Here is a 23,391-nt window from a genome sequence, read left to right as displayed (position 1 = left end):
CAGCACGGCCGGTCATGACATGGAGGGTCGAATGCTGAAAGAATTCCAGGAGTTTATTTCCAAGGGCAACGTAATGGACTTGGCCGTCGGCGTCATCATCGGCGCTGCCTTTGGCAAGATCGTCGATTCCCTTGTCAACGACATCATCATGCCGATCGTCGGCGCGATTTTCGGCGGGCTGGACTTCAACAACTATTACGTCGGGCTTTCCTCGGCCGTCACCGCCACCTCGCTGGCGGACGCCAAAAAGCAAGGCGCTGTTTTCGCCTATGGCAGCTTCGTCACCGTCGCGCTGAATTTCATCATCCTCGCCTTTATCATCTTCCTGATGGTCAAGGCGGTGAACAACATGCGCAGGCGGCTGGAGCGCGAGAAGCCGGCAGCACCCGCTGCACCGCCGCCGGCCGACGTTGCGCTGCTGACCGAAATTCGCGACCTGCTCGCCAAAAGATAGTTCAGCAGAGCATGGCTGGACCAAGACCCCGGTCGTTCGCGGCCGGGGTTTTCTGTTTTCGCATCTGGTATGGAGCGCTGATCAACGCCCGAGATCGGAACGGACCTGCCCATGACCTTGATCGACAGCTTGCGCGCGGAAGCCCGCGCCGCTCCCGAAAGCGGCATTGTCGCCGTCGTCAATTATGGCCGCCTGCGCGAGGGCATGATCCCGCTCTGGGCCGGTGAGGGCGACCTGCCGACGCCTCCATTCATCACCGATGCGGCGTCGAAAGCGCTGGCCGGCGGCGAGACGTTCTACACCTGGCAGAGGGGCATCCCCGATCTCAGGCAGGCGCTTGCCCGCTACTATGCCAGGCATTTCGGCAAGACGTTCCCCGAGGAACAGTTCATCGTCACCGGGTCCGGCATGCATGCCATCCAGCTGGCGCTTGACGCGCTCGCCGGCGCCGGCGACGAAGTTGTCTATCTGTCGCCGGCCTGGCCGAATTTCGACGCTGCCGCGGCGATATCGGGAGCCGTACCGGTGCCGGTCACGCTGGATCACTCCGGCAATGGCTGGTCCTGCGACGTCGAGAAGATCGCGGCGGCGATTACGCCGCGCACCAAGGCGCTGTTCATCAACACGCCGTCGAACCCGACCGGCTGGACGGCCGACCATGAGACCTTGCAGGCGATCCTCGATCTCGCCCGCGCGAAGAATCTCTGGATCATCGCCGACGAGATTTATGCGTTGTTCCACTATGGCCATGGCCGCGCGCCGTCCTTCCTCGACATCGCGACGGCGGAAGACCGCATCCTGTTCGTCAACAGTTTTTCCAAGAACTGGGCGATGACCGGCTGGCGTGTCGGCTGGATCAAGACCCATCCTGCCTTGCAGCAGGTGTTCGAGAACCTGATTCAGTATTCGAACTCCGGCGTCGCCCAGTTCATGCAGCGCGGCGCGGTCGCAGCCCTTGATCAGGGCGATGATTTCATTGCCGAACAGGTGGAGCGGGCGAGGAAGGCGCGCGACCTGGTCTGCGGCATTCTCGGGGCCACAGATCGCGCCCGGTTCACCGTGCCGCAAGGTGCATTCTACCTGTTCTTCACCGTCGATGGCATCACCGATTCGCGGACCGCCGCTTTCGACATCGTCGACAAGGCCAATGTCGGCCTGGCGCCCGGCACGGCCTTCGGCCCCGGCGGCGAAGCCTTCCTCAGGCTGTGCTTCCACCGCCGCCTCGACCAGGTCGAGGAAGCGGCGCACCGTCTGGCGAAGTGGATGAAGACTGTTTGAGCCGCCGACGAAGCTCGAATTGAAAATCGCTCCGACGGATCAGATGGCGTCAGAGCGAGTTTCAAACGGGCTTTAGCCGCCTGATTTGGGCACCAGCAATGGAATGATCCGGTCGCTCTTGGCGACCGACGGCCGGCCGGCCGAGCCGTAGGGTATGCCGAGCGCATCCCAGGTCTCGACCAATGCATCCTGCAGGGCCGCGATCAGCGCGTCGGAATGGAACGGCGTCGGCGTGATGCGCAGCCGCTCCGTGCCGCGGGGCACGGTCGGGTAATTGATCGGCTGGATATAGATGCCGTGCACGCCGAGCAGGCGGTCGCTCGCCATCTTGCAGAGTTCCGGGTCGCCGACCAGCAGCGGCACGATATGGGTCGGCGACTCCATCACCGGCAGGCCGGCGGCGGAGAGGATCTGCTTGGTACGCGTTGCCTGCCGCTGCTGGGCATCGCGCTCGGCCTGCGAGCGCTTGAGATGGCGGATGGACGTGGTCGCCGCAGCGGCGATCGCCGGCGGCAGCGCGGTGGTGAAGATGAAGCCCGGTGCATAGGAGCGCACGGCGTCGATGACAGCGCTGGTGCCGGTGATGTAGCCACCGAGCGTGCCGAACGCCTTGGCCAGCGTGCCTTCGATGATATCGATGCGGTCGGCCAGGCCTTCGCGCTCGGTTATGCCACCGCCGCGCGGTCCGTACATGCCGACGGCATGGACCTCGTCGATATAGGTCATGGCGTTGTGGCGCTCGGCGAGCTCGACGATCTGCCTGATCGGCGCGATGTCGCCATCCATCGAATAGACGCTTTCGAAGACGATCAGCTTGGCGCGTTCTCGGCCCGCCGCCTGCAGCAGGCTTTCCAGATGCGCGACGTCGTTGTGGCGGAAGATCTTCTTTTCCGCACCCGAACGCCGCACGCCTTCGATCATCGAAGCATGGTTCAGTTCGTCCGAGATGATCAGGCAGTTGGGCAAAAGCCGGGCGATGGTCGAGATCGACGCTTCGTTGGAGACGAAGCCGGAGGTGAAGACGAGGGCGGCTTCCTTGTCGTGCAGGTCGGCAAGCTCCAGTTCGAGCTCGACCAGCGGGTTGCTGGTGCCGGAAATGTTGCGGGTGCCTCCGGCGCCAGAGCCCATCTTGCCCGCCGCATTCTGGAACGCGGCGATGACATCGGGATGCTGGCCCATGCCGAGATAGTCGTTGGAACACCAGACGGTGATTTCCTCGGCGCGGCCATTGGAGCGCCAGATGGCGCGCGGAAACTTGCCTGCAATACGCTCGAGGTCGGCGAAGACGCGGTAGCGACGCTCGGCATGGAGCTGGTCGATCGCTTCCTCGAAGAACCGCTGATAGTTCATGTCGACTTCCCAATTTTGCGCGGGATCATAATCATTGCCCGATTGGTCGTCCACCGGGCCAATTTGGTCAAAATGCCACGCCCCGGACCTGTTCCTAACGACCACGAGCCGTGGCCTATTCCATTGATGTGGATCAATTTTGTTTCAAGATGATGCCACATGCCGATGATACCGGTTACCACCGTTCTAATGGCAATGCGGCAGGCTTTCCAGTAAGGCGGTGGTTGAGACAGTTTCCGATAGATCTTGAGATGCGAGGATTTGGGATGACGGTTTTGGTGACAGGCGGTGCCGGCTACATCGGCAGCCATATGGTCTGGGAGTTGCTGGATGCCGGCGAGAGCGTGGTCGTTCTCGACCGTCTTTCCACTGGCTTCGAATGGGCGGTGGCGCCGGAGGCAAAGCTGGTCGTCGGCGATGTCGCCGACAAGGAACTGGTTGGCGGCATCATTCGTGACAATAGGGTCGACGCGATCATCCATTTCGCCGGCTCCATCGTGGTCCCGGAATCAGTCGCCGACCCGCTCGGCTATTACGAGAACAACACCTGCAAGACGCGCACGCTGATCGAAACCGCGGTGCGAGAGGGCGTGCCCAATTTCATCTTTTCCTCGACCGCGGCGGTCTATGGCGGCGCCGGGTTGGAGCCGGTGCGCGAGGATGCCCGCCTGGCGCCGGAATCGCCCTATGGCCTGTCCAAGCTGATGAGCGAATGGATGCTGCGCGATGCGGCGATCGCACATGGGCTCCGCTACACCGCGCTGCGCTACTTCAACGTCGCCGGCGCCGACCCGAAGGGCCGCACCGGCCAGTCGACACCGGGTGCCACCCATCTGATCAAGGTCGCCTGCGAGACGGCGCTCGGCAAGCGCCCGTTCATGCAGGTGTTCGGCACCGATTATCCGACGCCGGACGGTACCTGCATGCGCGACTATATCCATGTCAGCGATCTGGCGGCGGCGCATCGTCTTGCGCTGCAGCGGCTGCGTGCGGGGGGCTCCAGCCTGGTCGCCAATTGCGGCTACAGCCATGGCTATTCAGTGCTCGAGGTCATCGACAGCGTGCGGCGTGCCTTCGGTCATGATTTCGAAGTGAAAATGGGCGATCGCCGTCCCGGCGACGCCGCAGCGGTGGTTGCCAATTCGGATCTCGCCCGCGCGGAACTCGGCTGGACCCCGCAACGCGACGATCTCGACCAGATCGTCGCCGACGCGCTCGCCTGGGAGCGCATCCTGACCGGCAAGAACTCCGCGCGAGGCTGAGGCGCGTTCTCCCAGGGGCTCGCAAGGCGGGCAGTGAAGCGCTATTGAAGGCATTCGCGGCCGGCGTGGAGGCGCTGCGCCGCGGAGAGCTTTGGGGGATGGCATGAAAATAACGGTGCTCGGGGCCGGCGTTGTCGGTACGGCGGCCGCCTATTATCTGGCCGGCGACGGTCATCAGGTCACCGTGATCGAGCGCCATCCGGCGCCGGCGCGCGGCACCAGCCAGTCGAATGCCGGCCTGGTGTCGCCGGGTGATGCCACCGCCTGGGCCTCGCCGGCGGCACTGAAGACCTTCCTGCGCGCGCTCTACAACCATGATCTAGGCATCAAGGTGCGGCTGCGCTTCGATCCCTATTTCCTCGCCTGGAGCCTGCGCTTCCTGCGCCAATGCACGAAAGAGCGCTTGCGCGCCAACAGCCGGGTCAAGCTGCGCCTGGCGCTTTATTCGCGCGACTGCATCAACGCCATCTCCGCCGATACCGGCATCGGCTATGACGAGCGCAAGAAGGGCATCCTTTATTTCTTCCGCTCGCAGCACAGTCTCGACACCGGCACGGACAATTATCGCTATCTGGCCGAGCATGGCCTGCCGATCGAGATCGTCGGCCGTGACCGGCTGATCGAGCTTGAACCGGGCCTTGCCGGCGTGAAGGAAAAGATCGCCGGAGGCGTCTATTCGCCGATCGACCAGACCGGCGATTCCCGGCAGTTCGTGGAAAAGCTCGCCGCCCACGCCGCCGAGAAGCTCGGCGTGAAATTTCTCTACGGCACCACGGTCGAAGGCCTCGACATCGAAGGTGACCGTGTGCGCGCGGTGATGACCTCGGCTGGGCCGATTGCCGGCGATGCCGTGGTGATCTCGATGGGGCCGGAAAGCGGCCTGCTCGGCCGCCGCTACGGCATCGACCTGCCTGTCTATCCCGTGAAAGGTTATACGGCGACGATACCCCTGGAGGACGAAAGCAAGGGTCCGACCATGGGCGGCGCCGACGAAGACCAACTGATCGCCTACTCCAGGCTCGGCAATCGGCTGCGGCTCGCTTCGACCGCCGAATTCACCGGCTTCGATCGCACCCACAGGCCAAGCGACTTCGCCGCCATGTTCAGAACCGGCAAGGATCTGTTCCCCGGCGCCTTCGACGAGAAGAAGGCAGAGCTGTGGGCAGGTCTGCGGCCGATGATGCCGAACTCGGTGCCGGTCATAGGCCGGGCGCGCTACAAGAACCTCTATCTCGACACCGGGCACGGCCATGTTGGCTGGACCATGGCTTGCGGCTCCGGAAAATTCCTTGCCGATCTGGTCGCCGGCCGCAAGCCGGAGATCGATCCGCAAGGGCTGGTCTACGGAGGCTAGGAATGTCAGGACCGCAAGTCGCCATCGACCTTGGCCGCATCGAGCGCAACACGCGCACGATCGTCGAACGTTGTGCGCTGTCGGGCATCAAGGTATTCGGCGTCACCAAGGGCACCTGCGGCATGCCGCAAGTGGCGCGCGCCATGCTGCGCGGCGGCGTCGCCGGCATCGCCGAGTCGCGTTTCGAGAACATTCGCCGGCTGCGCGACAGCGGCGTCAACGCACCGATCATGCTGTTGCGCAGCCCGCCGATGGCGCGTGTCGAGGAAGTGGTGCGCACCGTCGACATCAGCCTGCAGTCGGAACTGACGATCATCCGCGAGATTTCGCGCATCGCCGAGCGCATGGGCCGCGTTCATGACATCATGCTGATGATCGATCTCGGCGATCTCAGGGAGGGCATCTGGCCGAGCGACCTGATCCCCACGGTCGAACAGATCCTGCAGTTCAAGGGCGTGCGCATCGCCGGTATCGGCACCAATCTCGGCTGTTTCGGCGCCATCATGCCGACCGAGGAAAATCTCGGGCAACTGGTCGCCCACGCCTACAAGACCGAGCGCCTGTCCGGTAAAAGCCTCGACTGGATCTCGGGCGGCGCCTCATCATCGTTGCCGTTGCTGCTTGAGGGCAAGCTACCCGCCGGCATCAACAATCTGCGCGTCGGCGAGGCGATCCTGCAAGGCGGGGTCGAAACCTTCCGCGAAGTGCCGTGGGCTGAACTCGAACCCGACGCCTGCCGCCTGACCAGCGACATCATCGAGGTCAAGCTCAAGCCGTCACGGCCGATCGGGCAATCCGGCTACGACGCCTTCGGCAACCAGCCGGTCTTTCCCGACGAGGGCGACAGGCTGCGCGCCATCGCCAATATCGGCCGCGAGGACGTGCTGGTAGAGGGACTGACGCCGATCGCCAAGGGTGTGCGGGTGCTCGGCGCCTCCAGCGACCATCTGCTGCTGGATGTGGCGGATGCCGACCCGCCGCCCGCCGTCGGCGACCGCGTCGCCTTCCGCATGAGCTACGGCGCCATGCTGCTGGCGATGACCTCGGAATATGTCGAGAAGGCCCCGATGCACGATGTCGAGGATTTTTCCGGCCGCAAGATGGTGTCGATACTGGCGGAACAGGGCGCCGCCGGCATCCTGGCCCGGGAAGGCACCGGCGCGCGGCTCGAGGCGATGAATTTCGACGTCGTCGAGTTGGCCGATATCGAGCGGCCGCCATCGGGGTTGATCCGGCTGACCGCCGGCGCCGATCGCCGCATCGCGCACAAGGCGCTGACGGCAACGGCGCGCGCGACGCATTCCTTCGGCCTGATCTGGATCGATTCCATCGCTGCCCTGATGCCCGAGGACGAGGATGGCATCGACCTTCCGGAACGAGCGGTGCTGGCCCGCGCCCTTGGCCTCGATCACAAGGCGGGTGCGCTGCAGCCGCAGCTGTCGCCGGAGAATGTCGTCATCGTTGGCTTGCGCCATGCCGATCCGGCCGAGGCGAGAGTGCTGAAGGATTCGCGCGTCGCGGCCTTCACCATGACCGATATCGACGCGATGGGCATGCGCGACCTGATGCACGAGGCGATCCGCATCGCCACTTCAGGCACACAAGGTTTTCACGTCAGCTATTCGCCTGATGTCACCGAATTCGCCGGCTGGGCGGCAGGTTCCGGTGGCCTCACCGTGCGCGAAACACATCAGGCGATGGAGGCGATCGCGCTCTCCGGCGGGCTGTTGTCGATGGATGTTTCGGGCCTGACCGCGGATCTGGAGCCTCGGATCGGCACCGACACGGTCAACTTCGTCATGTCGGCCTTCGGCAAGCGGATCCTGTAGTCAGCGCTGCGCTTCGACTGCCGCGCGCCATGCACTGACGTAGTCGACCCAGGCCGGATCGGTCGGCGGCTCCATTCTGTCGCCTTTGCCATGAGCCGTTACCGGACCCGAAGCGAGCAGTGCTGCGCCAATGCTGGTGCCGGTGGCGGCCTCTGACGCGACAACGGCGCGGGCCGTGCTTGCCGCCAGCATGCCGACATAGAGCCGGTTGCGGGCAAAGGGCCCCTCGACCGTGGTCGGGCCGTCGGCGCCGATCAGGTCGAGGCAGGTCGCCGTCATCAGCGCCAGATAGAACGAGATGGCGGCGAAGCGCTGGCCGCGTGTGATGCCGTCAGCGTCAAGCCATGTCGCGGCATGGTGCGGGAACGGCCCCGACCCTTGCTGGGTCGATGGCAGCAGCAATGTCTTTCGCGCCAGCACGGCGCCGACATCAGCTTCGGTCCAGTTGTCCGGCTGGCCTTCCGTCAGCACGGAAAACTCGCGGCCGCCCATGAAGCGCGCCGAAGGCACAGGCGCGCCCAGAGCGCTGACGTTGACCAGCGTATCGCGCGCCGCATCCAGCACAATCTGCTTGCCGCCGACGGCCATCGACACCACCCAGGTGCCGGTCGAGACCACGGAGAAAGGCGGCACGTCGGACAGGAGATGCGGGAGCAACGATGCGTTGGAATCGTGCAGGCCGCAGAACACCGGCGTCTGCGGATCGAGCCCGGTTCGCGCGACAAGTGTAGGCAGGATCGGGCCGAGACGGTCTTTGGCTGGCCGCGCTGGCGCCATCAGCTCGCGCCAGCCAAGGCGGTCGACCAGCGACGAAAAATCCGCTGTCCACGGGTTCCACAGATCGGTGTGGCAGCCGAGCGAGGTCACTTCATTGGCGGCGACGCCGGTCAGGCGCAGCGCCCAGTACTGCGGATACATCAGCAGCGCGGAGGCCTTGGCGAACTCCGCAGGGAAGCGCTTCTGCTGCCAGAAGAATTGCGCGCCGAGATTGAGGCCTAGCGGCAAGCGCGGCGTGCCGGTCTCGGCGAAGGGCGGACGGATCCCATCATAGTCTGCTGCCAGACTGTCGGGGCCATCGAATTCATAATCGAGGACGGGCAGCACCAGGTCGTTCGCGGCGTCGACCAGTGCGCCCGTCGCGCCATGCGTGGTGATCGAAATGGCGTCGATGCGCTGCTCGCGGTTAAGGCCGGCCAGGCTGTCGAGGATGAACGTCCACAGCGCCTCGACATCGTGATGCGGGTAGGGCGCCTGCCGCACCGGCGCATTGGCCATGCGGCGCAGCGCCACTTCGCTCAGCGTGGCGAGATCGACCAGCGCCACCTTGGCATTGGTCTTGCCGATATCGATGACGGCGATGTGGCGCATCGCGCTCATTTCATATGGAACACGGTTTCCAGCGGCACGGCCACCGGCTCATTGTCCGGCTTGGTCTCCATGATGTCGGCCATGTGAGCCCACCAGCGCTGCATCACTGGATGCTTCGGCAGATCGTCCATGCCGTGATCGTCTCGCCGCCACAGCACGCCGAACAGGATATTGGTCTCTTCGTCGAGATGGATCGAATAGTCGGAGACGCCGGCCTGCTTGAGGAGAGCGACCAGCGATGGCCAGATTTCGTCGTGGCGCTTCTTGTATTCGGTCTTCATGCCCGGTTTGAGTTTCATCTTGAACGCATATTTCTCAGCCATCATCGTCCTCCGCGCAGCCGCCGCCAGACGATCGGCAGCGCGATGACGATGATCAACAGCAGGCCGATGAAGATCGACATGACGATGCCTGGCACGTTGAGCAGGCCAAGCCCGAAGGTCACCAGCCCCATGATGAAGGCGGCGAGCACGACACCCAGAATGCTACCGGCGCCGCCGAGGATGCTGACGCCGCCGAGCACCACCATGGTGATGACTTCCAGTTCATAGCCTTGCGCGATCGAAGGCCGGGTCGAGCCGAGCCGCGAAGTGATCAGCACCGAGGCGATGCCCGACATCAGCCCGGTCAGGCAGAAAAGCACGAACTTGGTGCGCCCGACGCGCACGCCGGAAAACTGCGCCGCAACCGGATTGTTGCCGATGGCAAAGACACGACGCCCGAAACTCGTCCGGTGCAGCACGAACCAGTAGATGACAGCTGCGATGAGAAACAGCACCAGCTCGAACGACACCACCCACCAGACATATCCCTGGCCGAAGAAGGCGAAGCTTTCCGGATAGCCCTTGTAGGCCTGGTCGCCGAGGACGATGAAGGCGATGCCGCGAAACAGGCTCATCGTGCCGATGGTGACGACGATGGATGGCAATCCCAACCTTGTCACCAGCAGCCCATTGAAGGCGCCGCAACCAAGCCCGACGACGATGCCGATCAGCACCAGCACCGGCGTGCCGGCGCCGGCCTGCACCGCCATGCCCATCATGGTCGACGCCAACGCAATGATGGCGGCGACCGACAGGTCGATCTCTCCGGAAATGATCAGCAGCGCCATGGCAAAGGCGATCAGACCCTTCTCGGTGAAATTGAAAGTCAGGTCGGACAGCGAGTACGGGTCGAGGAAATACGGCGAGGCGAAGCTGTTGATGGCGAAGATGGCGACGGCCACCACGACCAGCAGCGCCTCCCAGGAAAAGATCGCCGAACTCAGCGGCTTGTCGAGCCGGTCGGGAATGTGGCGCGGGGCAGGGACGTCGGTCATGTCACCGCCTCCACTTTTCGCAGGATAATGCGGCCCTGCTGGCGTTCGCCGCGCGCGTTGAGCACGACGGCGAGGATGATGGCGCTGCCCGAAATCGCCATCTGCCAGAAGGGCGAGATGTTGATGACCGGCAGCGCGTTGGAAATGATCCCGAGGAACAACGCGCCCAGCACTGCGCCACCGACCGAGCCGATGCCGCCGGCAATCGAAATGCCGCCGATGACGCAGGCGGCGATGATGTTGAGCTCATAGCCGTTGGCGACCTCGACCGAAGCAATCACATAGCGCGATATCCAGAGATAGCCGGAAAGGCCGCCGATCATGCCGGAGATGCAGAAGACGATGAATTTCGTCCGGCCTACATCGATGCCGGCATAGACCGATGCCGTCGGATTGACGCCGATGGCATAGATCGAACGGCCGAGCGCTGTGCGCGTCATCAAGACGAAGAACAGCGCAATCACCAGGATGGCAATCCAGGACAGCACAGGGATGCCGAGGAAGGCCGCGCGTTGAAAGCCGATGAAGTCGGGGCTCATCTTGTCGGCATTGACCCAGGCGCCACCAGACAGGACGAACGTGGCGCCGCGATAGATGGTCAGTGTGCCAAGCGTCACCACGATCGAGGGGATGTTCAGTCGCCAAACCAAGAGGCCGTTGACGGCACCCAGCACCAGCCCGACGGCCAGCGCAATGACGATCAGCAGCGGGATCGGGATCGCCGGGTGCGCGGCGTTCAGCATCGCCACCACCATGCCGGTGAAGCAGAGGTTCGACGCCATCGACAGATCGATCGACCGGGTCAGGATGACGACCATCTGGCCGAGCGCCAGGATCATGAGGATCGAGGTGTCGTTGAACACCTGGCGCAGATTGCCGGGGTCGGCGAAGGCCGGGAAGCGCGTCGAGATCAGCCCGATGAGCAAAACGATTGCCGCCAACAGCCAGATTTCGCGGTGTTTGAGAAAGGCTCTCATGCCGCGATCCCCGCTGCCGTCCGGACCAGCGTCTCGGCGTCCAGTCCCTTGTTGTCGTAGATCGCCGCGACAAGTCCTTCGCGCATGACGACGACACGGTCGGACATGCCGAGGATTTCCGGCAGCTCCGACGATACCATGATCACCGACAGGCCCTGCGCCACCAGCTCGGCCATAAAGCCGTGCACGGCGGCCTTCGAGCCGATGTCGATGCCCTTGGTCGGTTCGTCGAGGATGATCACCTTGGGCGCGGTGGCCAGCCATTTGGCGATGACGATCTTCTGCTGGTTGCCGCCCGACAGCGTGCCGACATCCTGGCTGAGGGAGGAGGCGCGCAGGTCGAGCCGCTCGGTGTAGGAGCGGGCGAGCGCGAACTCCTCCGACAGCCGCAGCAGGCCGGATTTCGAGGTGCGCTTGAGTGAAGGCAGCGAGACATTCTGGAAGATCGGCAGGCCGATCACCACGCCTTGCTTGCCTCGCTCCTCGGGAACATAGACGATGCCGGCATCGATCGAATCCGCCGCCGATTTCGGCGCGATCGTCTTGCCCTCCAACGTGATCGTGCCGCCTGACGTGCGGGTGATGCCTGAAATCGCTTGCATGACCTCGCTGCGCCCGGCGCCGACAAGGCCATAGAAGCCAAGGATTTCGCCCTTGTGCAGCTCGAAGCCGATGTTGTTGAACTCGGTCGGGTGCGACAGGCCGGAGACGGAAAGCACCGGCGCGCCGATCTCGGCTTTGCGCTGCGGAAAGATGTGGTCAACCGAGCGGCCGACCATCATGCGCACGATCTGGCTCTGGCCGGCATCCTTGATCAGGCCTTCGCCGACCATCTCGCCATCGCGGAACACCGTGTAGCGGTCGGCGATGCGGTAGATCTCGTCGAACTTGTGGCTGATGAACAGGATCGCCTTGCCTTCGCTCTTGAGGAACTCGATGAGCAGGAAAAGCTCCTCGATCTCCTTCATCGAAAGCGCGGCGGTCGGCTCGTCCATGATGACGATCTGGGCGTCGATCGACATGGCGCGGGCGACGGCGACGAGATGCTTGTTGGCGATGCCAAGGTCCTTCAGCCGCGCATCGGCGTCGATATGGCCGGCATGCATGGTGTCGAGCACTTCGCGCGCATTTTTGCGCATGGTGCGCCAGTCGATTGTGCCGAAGCGCGTGCGCGGCGCGTGGCCAAGAAAGATGTTTTCGGCCACCGTCAGGTCGTCGAACAGCACGGTCTCCTGATGGATCGCGGTGACGCCATAGCCGAAGGCGGCATGCGCGCTGGGCAGAGTGACGGCCTGACCGTCGATGCTGATGGTGCCCGTATCGGGCTGGTAGATGCCGGTCATGATCTTGACCAGCGTCGACTTGCCGGCGCCGTTTTCGCCGATCAGTGCTGTCACCTGGCCCGGATAGAGCGACAGGCCGACATCGTGCAGCGCACGCACACCGGGAAAACTCTTTGAGACGCCGGACAGCGTCAGGCGCGGAGTCGAGGCCAGTGGCCCCTCCTTTGCCGTGCCGTGTTGGGCTGTCGTGTCCATAGTCGTATCAAGCCCTGAAACAAGGTCCGTTTAAAGTCGCGGCGGAACGTGAGCCCCGCCGCGACAGCTCGAAGGAGCTCCAGATCAATAGATCTTGGAGAATTTCTCGATGTTGCTCTTGTCGAACTGGAAGGGCGGAGCCATCGCAGCCGAATTGGTGTCGTCGAGCGTGACTTTGCCGACGCGACCGATCGACAGCGTGGCGCCCGGCTTGGCCTCTTCCTTCTTCACCGCCAGATCGTGGGCGAGGTAGACGGCGGAGTAGCCGAGGTCGATCGGGTTCCATAGGGCCACGGCCTGGCTGGCGCCGTTGTCGATGAACTTCTTGAACTCGGACGGCAGCGCAAGGCCGGTGACGTTGACCTTGCCGATCAGATTCTCGTCAGTCACCACCTGGGCGGCGGCAACGACGCCGACGGTGGTCGGTGCGATGATCGCCTTGAGGTTCGGATAGGACTTCAGCAGGCCCTTGGCTTCGTCCGTGCTCTTGGCCGAGTCATCGTCGCCGTAGACGGTGGCGACGAGTTTGATCTTGGGGAACTTCTCCGGCAGGATTTTCTTGGCCGCGTCGATCCAGGCGTTCTGGTTGGTCGCGGTCGAGGACGCCGACAGGATGGCGACGTCGCCGCCTTCCGGCAGATAGTCGGCGGCAAGCTTGATGATGGTCTCGCCGATCAGGCCGGTGTCGGACGGGTTGAGGTGAAGCTGGCGGCCTTCCTTGGCGACGCCCGAATCCCAGGAGATGACGGTGATGCCGCGCTCCATGGCCTTCTTCAGCACCGGCACCAGCGCGTCGGCGTCATTGGCCGAAATGGCGATGGCGTTGACCTTCTGGGCGATCAGCGAATTGACCACTTCGATCTGCGCTTCGGCGGTCGCTTTGGTCGGACCGGTATAGATGATATCGACGTCACCGAGTTCCTTGGCCGCCTCTTCGGCACCCTTGTTGGCGGCATCGAAGAAGCCGTTGCCGAGCGACTTCACCACCAGTGCGATCTTGACGTTTTCGGCATAGGCCGCATTCACGAACATGGCGGCAGAGAAAGCCGCCGTCACCATCAATTTCTTCAAAAAGCTCATCGAATATCCTCCCTTGAGCGTTGCATTCCATCGCCGCTGCGGGCGTGAGTTGGCCTCAGGCCTGCAGTGAAGATTCTTCCTTGTTGGTTGCCGATTTGCGGGCGACGATCAGCGTCACGCCCGCGGTTTCGAGCATTTTGGCTTCGCGATCCTCGATGCCGTCATCGGTGATGACCGTGGCGATGCGCGACAGGCCGCACAGGATCAGGCTGGAGCGTTTGCGGAATTTCGAGGAATCGACCAGCACCACCAGCTCGTCGGCCTGATCGATCAGCTTCTGCCCCGCCTGGATCAGCAGCGGGTCGCCTTCCATCAGGCCGAGCGGCCCGAGCCCCTGCGCGCCCATGAACATGCGGCGCGCATAGAAATTGCGCGTCACGTCATTGTCGAAGGGCGACAGGATGATGTTCTGCTCGCGGTAGATGGTGCCGCCCGACAGCATCACCGTGTTCTTGGAGTGCTTGAGCAGGTGCTCCGCGATCGGGAACGAATTGGTGAAGATCGGCATGCGGCGGCCGGTCAGGAAATGCACCATCTGGAAGGTTGTGGTGCCGCCATTGATGATGATCGGCTCGCCGTCCTTGCACAGTTCGACCGCTTCGCGGGCGATCGCTCGCTTCTGCGCTGCGTTGAGCGTTTCGTTGACGGAAAACGGCCGGCCGGCGAGGCCGATGAACTGCGGCGGCGAGATCGCCTCGGCGCCGCCGCGCACCCGGCGCAGGCGCTTCTGGACGTGGAGTGCCGCGATATCGCGCCGGATCGTCGCCTCGGAGGACTCCGTCAGGTCGACCATCTCCTGCACCGTCACCACAGGCTTTTCCTGGACGGCGGACAGAATGATCCTGTGGCGCTCTTTTTCGTGCATGGTTCCTCCCTGCCTGAGCATCTAGGCACTCAAAACGAGCAGTGTCAATCATTTCCGATCAAATAATTTCATTGTGCAGTGCAATATGACTGATCTTGATCGTTTGTGATTGACAAGCGGCCTGCTTGCGTAGACATTCCCGGCCGAATGGACTGCTCTTTTTGCGTCCCAGGGAGGATATCTATGCTCGACAAGCGCTCCGGTTCGCGCCTCGCCAATCTGTGGGATGATGCTAGGGCCAAGGGGATGAGCGACCCTGAGCTTCTGGTCTATCGCTCGAACACGCTCGGCTCCGACAAGCGCGTCACCAACTATGGCGGCGGCAACACCTCCTCGAAAATCCAGCAGAAAGACCCGCTGACCGGCGAAGACGTCGAAGTGCTTTGGGTCAAGGGCTCGGGCGGCGACAGCGCCTCTATCAAGCTCGACGGTTTTGCCACCCTCTACATGGACAAGTTGCGCGCGCTCAAAGGCCTCTATCGCGGCTTGGCGCATGAGGACGAGATGGTCGGTCTCCTGCCGCACTGCACCTTCAATTTGAACCCACGCGCGGCCTCGATCGACACGCCACTGCATGCCTTCGTGCCAAAGCCCTTTGTCGATCATATGCATCCCGACGCGATCATCGCCATCGCTGCCGCAAAGGATTCCAAGGCGCTGACCAGAGAGATCTTCGGCGATGCCATCGGCTGGCTGCCGTGGAAGCGGCCGGGTTTCGAACTCGGCCTTTGGCTGGAGAAATTCTGCCTCGAACACCCCGCCGCCAAGGGCGTCATTCTCGAGAGCCATGGCCTGTTCACGTGGGGCGACACGCCGAAGGAATGCTACGAGACGACGATTTCGGTCATCAATCAGGCGATCGAATGGTTCGAGCGCCGGTCCGAAGGCCTGGCGATCTTCGGCGGCGAAGCGGTCAAATCGCTCGACGCTGCATCACGCCGTGCCATTGCCGCGAAGCTGATGCCCAGGATCCGCGGCCTGATCTCGGAAAAGAGCCACAAGCTTGGTCATTTCGACGACCAGCCCGCCGTGCTCGAATTCGTCAACTCCAGGGATTTGCGGCCGCTGGCGGCACTTGGCACCTCATGCCCGGACCATTTCCTGCGCACCAAGATCCGCCCGCTGGTCATCGAATTCGATCCGGCCAAGCCCGATGTCGATGCCGTCATTGCCCGTCTTGCCGACGATATTGCCGCCTATCGTGTTGGCTACCAGGCCTATTACGACAGCTGCAAGCATCCGGACTCGCCCGCCATCCGCGATCCCAACGCCGTCGTCTACCTGATGCCCGGCGTCGGCATGTTCACCTTTGCCGGTGACAAGGCGACGGCCCGCATCTCGGGCGAATTCTATGTCAACGCCATCAACGTCATGCGCGGTGCCTCCACGGTCTCGTCCTATGTCGGCTTGCCCGCACAGGAAGCCTTCGACATCGAATACTGGCTGCTCGAGGACCTGAAGCTGCAGCGCATGCCAAAGCCGAAGGCGCTCGCCGGCCAGATTGCGCTGGTCACCGGTGGTGCCGGCGGCATCGGCCGCGCGACGGCCAGCCGGCTGCTGCGCGAAGGCGCCTGCGTCGTGCTGGCTGACATCGACGAGACAGCGCTCGCCAGCGCCAATGACGAGTTGGCGAAAGCCTATGGCAAGGATTTCGTCCGGCCGGTGCTGATCAACGTCACTTCAGAGGACCAGGTCATCTCCGGCTTCGGGGAGATGGCGGTCGAGTTCGGCGGCATCGACATTCTGGTATCGAATGCGGGTCTCGCCTCCTCGGCGCCGATCGAGGAAACCACGCTGGCGCTGTGGAACAAGAACATGGACATCCTGTCCACCGGTTATTTCCTGGTGTCCAGGGAAGCGTTCCGGTTGTTCCGGGTGCAGAAGATCGGCGGCAATGTCGTCTTCGTCGCCTCCAAGAACGGCCTTGCCGCCTCGCCCAATGCCGCCGCTTATTGCACGGCCAAGGCGGCCGAGATCCATCTGGCGCGTTGCCTGGCGCTGGAAGGCGCGGAAGCGCAAATCCGGGTCAATGTCGTCAACCCGGACGCCGTGCTGCGCGGCTCGAAGATCTGGACAGGCGAGTGGAAGGAACAGCGCGCCGCCGCCTACAAGATGTCGACCGACGACCTGGAGGAGCACTACCGCTCGCGCTCGATGCTGAAGCGTTCGGTCTTCCCGGAAGACATTGCCGAGGCGATCTATTTCTTCGCCTCCGACATGTCGGCCAAGTCGACCGGCAACATCATCAATGTCGACGCCGGCAACGCGCAGAGCTTTACGCGATAATCATTGAAGGCGGAGCCGGAGCGCTTCCCTTCTCCCCGTCCCTATACGGGGAGAAGGCGCCGGCAGGCGGATGAGGGGCAGCGCCGACCGAACGCATCTGGGAGGAAACTTTAGTGTCCGAATCCATCATTTCCGCCGACGTCGTCGACAAGGACAACGCCGCGCGCAAGGCCGATCTCGAGCGCGACTACGCGTCGCTCGGCGAGCGCCTCGACCGTCGCGGCATCGCCATCGACGCCATCCAAGACAAGGTCGAGAAATTCGCCGTAGCTATTCCCTCCTGGGGCGTCGGCACCGGAGGCACCCGCTTTGCCCGCTTTCCCGGCGCCGGCGAGCCGCGCGACATCTTCGACAAGATCGAGGACTGTGCCGTCATCCAGCAGCTGACGCAGGCGACACCGACCGTCTCCTTGCACATTCCGTGGGACAAGGCCTCCCCGAACCGGCTGAAACAGGCGGCCTCGCGCTTCGGCCTCGGCTTCGACGCCATGAATTCCAACACTTTCTCGGATGCCAAGGACCAGACACTTTCCTACAAATTCGGCTCGCTGTCGCACGCTGATGCCGGCACACGCCGGCAAGCGGTCGAGCACAATCTCGAATGCATCGAAATCGGCAAGACGCTGGGTTCCAAGGCGCTGACGGTGTGGATCGGCGACGGCTCGAACTTTCCCGGCCAGGTCAATTTCGCCAGGGCATTCGAGCGCTATCTCCACGCCATGAAGGAGGTCTATGCCGGACTGCCAGACGGTTGGAAACTGTTCACCGAGCACAAGATGTATGAGCCGGCCTTCTATTCGACGGTCGTGCAGGATTGGGGCACCAATTACATGATCGCGCAGGAACTCGGCGACAAGGCGTTCTGCCTAGTCGACCTTGGCCATCACGCGCCCAACGTCAACATCGAGATGATCGTGTCGCGGCTGATCCAGTTCAAGAAACTCGGCGGCTTCCATTTCAACGATTCGAAATATGGCGACGACGACCTCGACGCCGGTTCGATCGATCCCTACCGGCTGTTCCTTGTCTTCAACGAACTGGTCGATGCCGAGCTTTCCGGCGCCGAGGGTTTCGATCCGGCCCACATGCTCGACCAGAGCCACAACGTCACCGATCCGATCGAAAGCCTGATGCTGTCGGCGGTCGAGGTGCAGCGCGCCTATGCGCAGGCGCTGCTGGTCGACCGCAAGGCGCTGGAAGCCTACCAGGACAGCAATGACGCGCTGATGGCGACGCAGACGCTGAAAGCCGCCTACCGCACTGATGTCGAGCCGATCCTCGCCATGGCGCGGTTGAAGACGGGCGGCGCCATCGATCCGGTTGCCGCTTACCGGGCGGCCGGGTACCGCGCCAAGGTGGCGGCGGAACGTCCCGCAGTCGCCGGCGGCTCGGGCGGCATTGTCTGACATCTGAATTGATCCGCCTGGTCCACCATTGATGGTGGACTCGGCGGCCCTGACGGGTTCTTCTAGGCGTCCCCCCGCCCGGAGAACCGCCATGCCTCTCACCCGTCGGACATTGATCGCCGCCACACTTTCCATCACCTTCGCCCTGGCCCCATTGACGAGCGTCTTCGCCGCGTCGCCCGCACCAGCCAAGGGCGAGCACGGCATGGTGGTCACGGCCCAGCATCTGGCGTCCGAAGTGGGTGTCGAGGTCTTGAAAAAGGGCGGCAATGCTGTCGATGCCGCGGTCGCCGTCGGCTATGCGCTCGCCGTCGTCTACCCCAATGCCGGCAATATCGGTGGCGGCGGCTTCATGACCATCCGCTTCAAGGACGGCAAATCGACCTTCCTCGATTTTCGCGAGCGGGCGCCGCTTGCGGCGACCAAGACGATGTATCTCGACAAGGACGGCAACCCGGTGAAGGGCGCCAGCCTCAACGGCTATCTCGCGGTCGGCGTGCCGGGCTCAGTGGCTGGTTTAGAGATGGCCCGCGAAAAATATGGCAAATTGTCCAGACAGGATTTGATGGCGCCGGCAATCAGCTATGCCAAGGACGGATTCATCCTCAATCAGGGCGACGCGGCCTCTTTTGCCGGCAGCGCCGACAGGCTGGCGAAGGATCCTGCGGCTGCCGCGATTTTCCTGAAGCCCGATGGCAAGCCCTATGGCATCGGCGAGCGCCTGATCCAGCCTGACCTTGCCGCTTCGCTCGCCGCCATTTCCGAGAAAGGCCCTGATGCGTTCTACAAAGGCGCCATTGCCGATGCCATCGTCAAGGCGAGCGGCGCCAAGGGCGGCATCCTGGCCAAGCCGGATTTCGAGCAATATGCGGTTCGCGAACTCAAGCCGGTGACCTGCACCTATCGCGGCTACGAGATCACATCTTCGCCGCCGCCGAGTTCCGGTGGCGTCATCATCTGCGAAATCCTCAACGTGCTCGAAGGCTATCCGCTGTCCTACCTCGGCGCCGGCTCGGCCGAGACGGTCCATGTCATGGTCGAGGCGATGCGCTACGCATATGTCGACCGCAATTCGGCGCTCGGCGATCCCGATTTCGTCGACAATCCGGTCTCGAAACTGCTGGACAAGGCCTATGCCAAGGATATCCGCGACAAGATCGATCCGTTCCGGGCCGGCGTGTCGCAGGACCTGATGCCGAAGGGCTTTGGCGAAAGCAAGGAGACGACGCATTATTCGATCATCGACAATGACGGCAACGCGGTCGCCGTCACCTACACGCTGAACGGATCGTTCGGCGCCGGCGTCGTCGCCGACGGCACCGGCATCCTGCTCAACAACGAGATGGACGATTTTACGCAGAAACCCGGCGTGCCCAATCTCTATGGTCTGGTTCAGGGCGAAGCGAATGCCATCCAGCCGAAGAAGACGCCGCTGTCGTCGATGAGCCCGACAGTGGTGGCCAAGGATGGCAAGCCGTTCATGGTCATCGGCAGCCCGGGCGGCTCGCGCATCATCACCATCACGCTGGAAGCGATCGTCAATGTCATCGACCACGGCATGAACATCCAGGAGGCGATCGACGCGCCGCGCATCCATCACCAGTGGCTGCCAGACACGGTTTACATCGAGCCGTTCGGACTTTCACCCGATACCGAAAAGTTGCTGGCCGGCATGGGCTATCACCTCGATCTCGGTGATTCGACCTGGGGTCAGGCTGCGGGCATTCTGGTCGGCGGCAAGAGCCTGGCGGAGATCGAGAAGGGCGGCGGCGCCCGCTACAACGGCGCCATCGACAGCCGTGCGGCCTCCGGCGAGGCACTTGGATATTAGAGCATCGGCGTAGAGGGCCGATGCTGGACTTTCTGTCCGATTAGAGCAATTCCAGAAAAGTGTGAAACGGTTTTCCCGGGAAAGCGCGTAGCGCTTTCCCTTAGGGAATTGCGTCGAAACAAAGAGATAGAGTGGTTCTCCGTTTCCGTGAAACGGTGAACCGCTCTAGGCGACCAGCGTGATGGTGGATGCGACCAACATCAAGGCGGCGATGGCGACGAACAGCGCGTAGATTCGCGGCCGGTCGAGCAGCAGCGCGTTTCCCCCTATCCAGGCCGATGTGGCGCCACCAAGCGCGAAGAGGAAACCGTTGCGGTGCCCGAAGGTCATCGACGCGGCCATCAGCCCGCCGATGATCAGGGCGCCGAACACGATGATCACGGCAACCGCATATTTCTCGAAATCGTTGCCGCCGCCAATGGTTGGCCCGATCGCGTTCAACGTCGGCAGATCGTCCGGATCGAAGGGATTCGTCGATCCATATTCGTTTTGACCGGCAGGCTCTCGCATCATTCGTTCTCCGTATTGCGGCAACAAATCATCAAGGCTTGCCGAGCGCAACCCGATCGCACTGCCCTCGATGCGTTCGGCACGGTCTTCTACACCTTCTGTCGCGGCTTGCCGCCGACTTTTTGATTCGTGCCTGGCCGTCCTCTCTCAGGCAATCCCGGGGCGCGGCTGCCCGAAGGCGGCCGTGGACCATGCCATTATGGACTGAATTCGTGGAGGAAAGATGATGCCGGATATGGGTTCGGTCAGGCCGGCGGCGATTTCGGGTGGCGTGATGTCGCACGGGCGACGTAACGGACCGGATCGCCTCGCAGCGTCAACGGATTGCGCGGCCCTCGCCCGATCGCGGCCCAGAGACACGTCATGATGTCACGCGCTCAAGCGCTGCACTTCAAGCCCTTGCTCTCAGCACTGCGGTTTGCGGGCAGGCTGGGCGGCATGCATCAGAACTTCATGCTGAGGCTGCCCTTGATGACGCGGCCTTCGCCATAGATGCAGCTGAGGTCGGGATTGCTGCCGCTCTCGTAGCAGGTCGAGTAGTAGGTCTTGTCGAACAGGTTGGAGACATTGAGCGCCGCCTGCCAGCCATTCTTCTTGTAGCGCAGCGCCGCATCGACCAGCGTGTGGCCGGGCACGTTGACCGTGTTCGTGTTGTCGCCAAAACTCGCGCCGATGTAACGCACGCCGGCGCCGAGGCTCAAGCCCTCGAGCACGCCGCTGCCAACTTCATAGTTGGCCCACAGCGATGCCTGGTGTTCCGGCACCCTGGCAGGGCGGTTGCCGGCGTCGTCGCCCTTGGCTATCTCCGCATCGAGATAGGTGTAGGCCGCTGTCGCGCTCAGGCCGAAAGCAAGATCGGCATTGGCCTCGATCTCGAGGCCGCGATGGCGGACTTCTCCGGTCTGGACCTGGCCAAGCGGATTGCTCGGATCGGTCGTCAGCACATTGGTCTTGCGCAGGTCGAACAGCGAGGCGGTGAGGTATCCGGGGAAGAAGGTCGGCTCGTACTTCACGCCGACTTCGTACTGCTTTCCTTTGGAGGGCTGGAACGGCACATTGGCCAGTGTCTGGCCGATATTGGTGGTGAAGGATTCGGCATAGCTGGCATAGGGCGTCAAACCGTTGTCGAAGAGATAGCCGATGCCGACATTGCCGGTGAAGGCATGGTCCTTCTGATCGTAGCTGCCCGTACCAATCCGGTCCTGATTGGTGTTGTCGACCCAGGCCTGCCGGCCGCCGAGGGTCAGCACCCAGTGGTCGGCGATCTTGGACTGGTTTTGTGCATAAAGACCGATCTGGCCGATCGTCTGCACGCGATCGGCAATGATGAGACCCGGCGGCGTGACCGGGATCGAGTAGTCCGGATTCAGGGTGTCCAGCGGCGGACCTTCCCCATAGCCGTTCTGCCCGTCGACCGACTGCCTGTTGTAATCGAGACCGAACAGCAGCTTGTTTTCGACCGCGCCGAAGGTCGCCTTGTATTCGGCCTGGTTATCGACGTTGAACAGACTTGCCGTCTCATCCACGGTGAACAGCGTACGCGACATCGTATGATCGTTGATCATGTCCGGGCCGCCAAGCCACTCGCCATAGTAGAGCTGCCGGTAGTCGGTTTCCTGCTGCGAGTAGCGCAGGTTCTGCCGCACTGTCCAATGGTCGTCGAACTCATGGCTGAACTGGTAGCCGATCGAACCATGGTTGGCATCGAAACGGTCGAAGTCGGGCGAGCCGGTGAAGAAATTGCGCGGCAGATTGCCATACTGCGCCGGCAGAAACTGGATCGGCGTCAGCCTGTCCCACTGGTAGTTGGCCAGGATGGTCAACGAGGTCTGCGCATCCGGCTGCCATTTGAGCGCCGGCGCGACGAAGATGCGGTCGTTGCGGGAATAGTCGGTTTCGATCTCGCCGTTGCGAACCAGACCGGTCAGCCGGTAGGACCATACGCCGGCATCGTCGATCGGGCCGCCGACATCGAGCCCGGCCTCGACCGTGTTGAAGCTGCCATAGCTGAGGAAACCGTCATAAATCGGCTTGTCCGTCGGCCGCTTGGTAATGGCATTGACCATGCCGCCGGCCTCGTTCTCGCCGTAGAGCACCGAGGACGGTCCCTTCAGCACCTCGATTCGCTCCAGCCCATAGGGTTCGATCTTGAAGCCGGAGAAGTCGATCACCTTCTGCGGCAGGCCGTCGCGATAGATCGCCGACGTGCAGAGGTCAAAACCGCGGATCAGGCATTGGTCGAAGCGATCGTCGATACCCCATGGCGAAGGGGTGACGCCGGCAAGGTAGGATAGACTGTCCTCAAGCTGCTCCGGTTGGCGGTCGTCGAGTTGTTTGCGAGTGATGACCGACACCGACTGCGGAATTTCCTTCAGTGGTGTGTCGGTCTTCGAGCCGGTCGTGGTGTTCTTTGCGATATAGCCGTCATCGGGGCCGACCGGGCTGTCGGTCTGTCCCTCGACATTGATCGGGTTGAGTTCGGTCGTGGCGTCCTGTGCCAGGGCCTGCGCGCAAATCAGCGTCGAGAGCGACGCGACCACAAGGCCCTGGACCCGGCTTCGCCGACGCGCCGCACGACATGCACTCAAACCCATCTCGATACCCCTCACTGCCGGCGATGCGCAGGCCCTTTCGGCCGGCGCGAGAAATTGTTGACTAATTTGGTCATCTTCAATGTTGACTATT

At 62.8% G+C, this 23,391-nt stretch carries 18 protein-coding genes; 8 read left to right on the top strand and 10 right to left on the bottom strand.

Annotated features, from left to right (window positions below; all coding sequences use genetic code 11):
- Nucleotides 1-31: 31 nt before the first annotated feature.
- The gene (gene mscL / locus AC1RZR_RS00830; protein WP_477272884.1) at nt 32-454 is read left to right on the top strand and encodes a large conductance mechanosensitive channel protein MscL; all 423 of its coding nucleotides are present in this window, start codon (nt 32-34) and stop codon (nt 452-454) included.
- A 111-nt stretch (nt 455-565) separates the two neighbouring features.
- Nucleotides 566-1,732 carry a pyridoxal phosphate-dependent aminotransferase gene (locus AC1RZR_RS00825; RefSeq protein ID WP_481827365.1) on the top strand — a complete coding sequence of 389 codons (1,167 nt, stop codon included), beginning with the start codon at nt 566-568 and terminating at the stop codon, nt 1,730-1,732.
- 72 nt (nt 1,733-1,804) lie between these two features.
- Here the strand turns inward: AC1RZR_RS00825 and hemA are convergent, their stop codons facing one another.
- The gene (gene hemA, locus AC1RZR_RS00820) at nt 1,805-3,082 is read right to left on the bottom strand and encodes a 5-aminolevulinate synthase (protein WP_477272888.1); all 1,278 of its coding nucleotides are present in this window, start codon (nt 3,080-3,082) and stop codon (nt 1,805-1,807) included.
- A 266-nt stretch (nt 3,083-3,348) separates the two neighbouring features.
- On the opposite strand from hemA, the gene galE reads away from it, so the two are divergent.
- From galE to AC1RZR_RS00805, 3 genes are all read left to right on the top strand, one after another.
- Nucleotides 3,349-4,344 carry a UDP-glucose 4-epimerase GalE gene (galE, locus tag AC1RZR_RS00815; RefSeq protein WP_481827364.1) on the top strand — a complete coding sequence of 332 codons (996 nt, stop codon included), beginning with the start codon at nt 3,349-3,351 and terminating at the stop codon, nt 4,342-4,344.
- Nucleotides 4,345-4,447: 103 nt separating this feature from the next.
- Complete coding sequence (locus AC1RZR_RS00810) at nt 4,448-5,698, top strand: D-amino acid dehydrogenase (protein ID WP_481827363.1); 1,251 nt, start codon at nt 4,448-4,450, stop codon at nt 5,696-5,698.
- A 2-nt stretch (nt 5,699-5,700) separates the two neighbouring features.
- Complete coding sequence (locus tag AC1RZR_RS00805; RefSeq protein ID WP_481827362.1) at nt 5,701-7,527, top strand: alanine racemase; 1,827 nt, start codon at nt 5,701-5,703, stop codon at nt 7,525-7,527.
- On the opposite strand, the gene AC1RZR_RS00800 is transcribed toward AC1RZR_RS00805, so the two are convergent.
- The 7 genes from AC1RZR_RS00800 to AC1RZR_RS00770 form a co-directional block, all read right to left on the bottom strand.
- Entirely contained in the window at nt 7,528-8,904 is a 1,377-nt protein-coding gene (locus AC1RZR_RS00800; protein WP_481827361.1) for an FGGY-family carbohydrate kinase, read from the bottom strand.
- Nucleotides 8,901-9,218, bottom strand: coding sequence for an L-rhamnose mutarotase (rhaM, locus tag AC1RZR_RS00795; protein ID WP_481827360.1), 318 nt, complete (start codon nt 9,216-9,218; stop codon nt 8,901-8,903). The genes AC1RZR_RS00800 and rhaM overlap by 4 nt, the downstream gene beginning before the upstream one ends.
- Nucleotides 9,218-10,213: an ABC transporter permease gene (locus AC1RZR_RS00790; protein ID WP_481827359.1), complete on the bottom strand. Its 996-nt coding sequence runs from the start codon at nt 10,211-10,213 to the stop codon at nt 9,218-9,220. The genes rhaM and AC1RZR_RS00790 overlap by 1 nt, the downstream gene beginning before the upstream one ends.
- Nucleotides 10,210-11,190 (bottom strand): ABC transporter permease, encoded by a 981-nt coding sequence (locus AC1RZR_RS00785; protein WP_481827358.1) that lies wholly within the window; start codon nt 11,188-11,190, stop codon nt 10,210-10,212. The genes AC1RZR_RS00790 and AC1RZR_RS00785 overlap by 4 nt, the downstream gene beginning before the upstream one ends.
- A complete protein-coding gene (locus tag AC1RZR_RS00780) occupies nt 11,187-12,728 on the bottom strand; it encodes a sugar ABC transporter ATP-binding protein (protein ID WP_477272904.1) in 1,542 nt (513 codons plus the stop codon). The genes AC1RZR_RS00785 and AC1RZR_RS00780 overlap by 4 nt, the downstream gene beginning before the upstream one ends.
- Before the next feature lie 84 nt (nt 12,729-12,812).
- Nucleotides 12,813-13,808, bottom strand: coding sequence for a rhamnose ABC transporter substrate-binding protein (rhaS, locus tag AC1RZR_RS00775; RefSeq protein WP_027055502.1), 996 nt, complete (start codon nt 13,806-13,808; stop codon nt 12,813-12,815).
- Between the two features lie 55 nt (nt 13,809-13,863).
- Entirely contained in the window at nt 13,864-14,673 is an 810-nt protein-coding gene (locus tag AC1RZR_RS00770) for a DeoR/GlpR family DNA-binding transcription regulator (RefSeq protein ID WP_481827357.1), read from the bottom strand.
- Between the two features lie 183 nt (nt 14,674-14,856).
- On the opposite strand from AC1RZR_RS00770, the gene AC1RZR_RS00765 reads away from it, so the two are divergent.
- The 3 genes from AC1RZR_RS00765 to ggt all read left to right on the top strand — a co-directional run bounded on the left by AC1RZR_RS00765 (nt 14,857) and on the right by ggt (nt 20,196).
- A complete protein-coding gene (locus tag AC1RZR_RS00765; RefSeq protein WP_477272909.1) occupies nt 14,857-16,959 on the top strand; it encodes a bifunctional rhamnulose-1-phosphate aldolase/short-chain dehydrogenase in 2,103 nt (700 codons plus the stop codon).
- 113 nt (nt 16,960-17,072) lie between these two features.
- On the top strand, nt 17,073-18,365 hold the full coding sequence (gene rhaI, locus AC1RZR_RS00760; protein WP_481827356.1) for an L-rhamnose catabolism isomerase: 1,293 nt from the start codon (nt 17,073-17,075) through the stop codon (nt 18,363-18,365).
- Between the two features lie 91 nt (nt 18,366-18,456).
- Nucleotides 18,457-20,196: a gamma-glutamyltransferase gene (ggt, locus tag AC1RZR_RS00755; RefSeq protein WP_477272913.1), complete on the top strand. Its 1,740-nt coding sequence runs from the start codon at nt 18,457-18,459 to the stop codon at nt 20,194-20,196.
- 165 nt (nt 20,197-20,361) lie between these two features.
- On the opposite strand, the gene AC1RZR_RS00750 is transcribed toward ggt, so the two are convergent.
- Complete coding sequence (locus AC1RZR_RS00750) at nt 20,362-20,709, bottom strand: hypothetical protein (protein ID WP_477272915.1); 348 nt, start codon at nt 20,707-20,709, stop codon at nt 20,362-20,364.
- A 440-nt stretch (nt 20,710-21,149) separates the two neighbouring features.
- Nucleotides 21,150-23,300, bottom strand: a complete 2,151-nt coding sequence (locus AC1RZR_RS00745) for a TonB-dependent siderophore receptor (protein ID WP_477272917.1) — start codon at nt 23,298-23,300, stop codon at nt 21,150-21,152.
- Nucleotides 23,301-23,391 lie beyond the last annotated feature (91 nt).

This window comes from Mesorhizobium bavaricum (genome assembly GCF_056781655.1).
This window is presented reverse-complemented; position numbering and strand designations above follow the sequence as displayed.